Origin of the sequence: Tabrizicola sp., assembly GCF_031377265.1 — a bacterium.
Classification (GTDB): Bacteria; Pseudomonadota; Alphaproteobacteria; order Rhodobacterales; family Rhodobacteraceae; genus JAUYQR01.
In genome coordinates this window covers 1-2,409 of record NZ_JANMET010000321.1, presented here as the reverse complement: position 1 = coordinate 2,409, position 2,409 = coordinate 1, and the positions used below count along the sequence as shown (strand labels likewise).

Here is a 2,409-nt window from a genome sequence, read left to right as displayed (position 1 = left end):
GACAGTGTATCGTTCAGCAGCTGCGCATGTTCGCCTTGCAAGGCAGTGAACAGTTTCCGCTCCATCCGCCCGACAAGATAGGGGCATGGTTGCGGGGCCGTCACATAGAACTGAGGCGCGATGGGCAGGGAATGTCGCATGAAGGGAAGGCTCTGTCACTGATTGACCTGCAGCCTAGCAAGCCCCGCGACTTCCGCCAAGCGCGGAGTTGCGTTGGCCCGGCATAAGCAAAGCCCCGCTCCTGTGTACGAAGCGGGGCCTTTCAGTCAGCCGTGCCGAACAATGTCTGGGCCGAACAATGTCCGGGGCGGTATCAGTATTCGCCTGGGCGTGGCCCCTCGGCAGGCTTTTCTGCCGGTGCCGCTGTGTCTGCCGCCGCATCTGCTGCCTGATTGGCACGGGCACGCTCTTCCATGAACGTGTCAAACTGTGACTTGTCCTTGGACGACCGAAGCCGCTGCAGAAACGCTTCGAACGCGTCCTGTTCTTCTTCAAGCCGGCGCAGTGCTTCGGCTTTGTAGGTGTCAAAGGTGGTGTTGCCGGTCGCGTTCATCGAACCGTCGGCGTGCCAGCCGCCACGACGGCCCCAGTGTCGTCCACGGGTCTCGTCGGACGAATGGCGATTGCTGCGATGTGCGCAGGAAGAATTACGGAACATGCGTTTTCCCCAGATCATGTAGGCCAGCAGGGCAAGACCGACAGGCCAGAAGAAGACAAAGCCAAGAACCATTGCGGCGATCCAGGCCCATTTCCCCTTCTGGTCAAGCCAGCCTTCAGCCCGGCGCGGCCAGGAAGAGATCCCGCCGGATCGGGCGGTGTCGGAATAGGTGTTCATCGGCGGGTGCTCCCGAAGTTGCGGTTGAATGTGAACGTATTTCACATGATGCAAGATGCGCCCGCGGTCGGTGCAGTTCAAGAGGGTATGTTAAGAATTTTTACATAAATTTCGGAACCGGGTCCACCAACAAAAATGGCCGCACATGCGTGCGGCCATTTCCAATGGTTTTCAGCCTGCCTCAGTCGTCGCAGCAGGGCATCGGCATATCGCAGCACGGCCCGCCGTCGCAGCATGTTGCCGCAAAAGCAGCACCGCTAAGGCCGATGGCAAAGGCAAGTCCGATCAGAAGTCGTTTCATGTGTCGTCTCCGAATTAAAGAAAAATACTGGTCTCAGACGCGGATTTTCCCTGATCGGGGGGGCGGCACATCGGGTTGCCCCAGGCCTTCATCGACATGCACCCACCAAACCGCGTCATGCGGTTGCGCAACAGATTTCCGGTCGTCGGCACGCAACGCGGCGACCGGGGCAAACATCCTGCAATGCCCGCAGTCACCCACGCAAGCACCGTCAGGCATTGCTGGGCAGGATACGTCGGCAGACATCATCGGGCAGCAGTCATTTGCCGCTTTTGCCTGCGTCGTGATGGCCAGCCCGGACACAAGAAAAACCACCAGACCAAGCATGCGCAAGGCGCAACCACCCCAGCAGGACAAATTGGACAGCGCAGTTTTCATGCAAAAAGCCTGCCACGCTTGAGTTGAGAGAACCAATCACATTTGCGCAAGACCGGCCTGTAGCGGACGGTGCCGTTGACGATACGGTCGCGCAAGATCATCGTGGCGCAATGACATTCGCCGCCCGCCTTTCCCGCCAGCCGATTGCCTTTGATCAAGCCGCGGCCAGCGATGCGCGACAGATGCTCAACGGTTATGCACCCGAGGTGATGGAATGTCTTGCGGCGGTGGCGGGGTGCAGCCCCTACCTGAAGGGTCTGATGGTGCGCGAGGCAGATTGGCTACCGCAGGCTCTCGACGCCCCGGAAACTGCTTTTGCCGACCTCCTGTCTTCGCTTGATGCAGTGCCCCTCGACCAACTCGCCGCCACCATGCGCCAGGCCAAGCGGCGTGCGGCCCTTCTGGTAGGATTGGCCGATCTGGCGGGCGTTTGGCCCCTTGAAACAGTGACTGGCACACTCACCCGCTTTGCCGACCGGGCAGTAACGCTGGCGATCTCGGCGCTGGTGAGCGAAGAGATCCGGCGGGGCAAACTACCCGGCGCGCTGCCTGACGATGCCGCAACCGGTGCGGGGATGTTCGCTTTGGCGATGGGCAAGATGGGGGCGGGGGAGCTGAACTACTCCTCCGACATCGACCTGATCTGCCTGTTCGACGAGGCCCGCTATCCGGGCGCCGAACAGGACGCGCGCGCCGCTTTCATTCGGGTGACGCGCAAGATGACCTCGCTTTTGTCGGATGTGACCGATGGCTACGTCTTCCGCACCGACCTCAGGCTGCGGCCCGATGCCAGCGTGATGCCGGTCTGCATGTCGATGGCGGCCGCGGAAAACTACTACGAAAGCGCCGGTCGCACCTGGGAACGCGCCGCCTATATCAAGGCCCGGCCCTGTGG

At 61.0% G+C, this 2,409-nt stretch carries 1 protein-coding gene and 2 pseudogenes; 1 reads left to right on the top strand and 2 read right to left on the bottom strand.

Annotated elements, in window-relative coordinates:
* Positions 1-140, bottom strand: a pseudogene (locus RMO18_RS17395) (arginyltransferase); the annotation flags it as partial.
* Positions 141-313: 173 nt separating this feature from the next.
* Positions 314-835, bottom strand: a complete 522-nt coding sequence (locus RMO18_RS17390) for a DUF2852 domain-containing protein (protein WP_309667610.1) — start codon at positions 833-835, stop codon at positions 314-316.
* Between the two features lie 789 nt (positions 836-1,624).
* Here RMO18_RS17390 and RMO18_RS17385 point away from each other — a divergent pair.
* Positions 1,625-2,409: pseudogene (locus tag RMO18_RS17385) on the top strand (glutamine-synthetase adenylyltransferase); the annotation flags it as partial.

Excerpts from the sequence above, each read along its gene's own strand:
- RMO18_RS17390 (WP_309667610.1), bottom strand. The coding sequence starts at position 835 with ATGAACACCTATTCCGACACCGCCCGATCCGGCGGGATCTCTTCCTGG.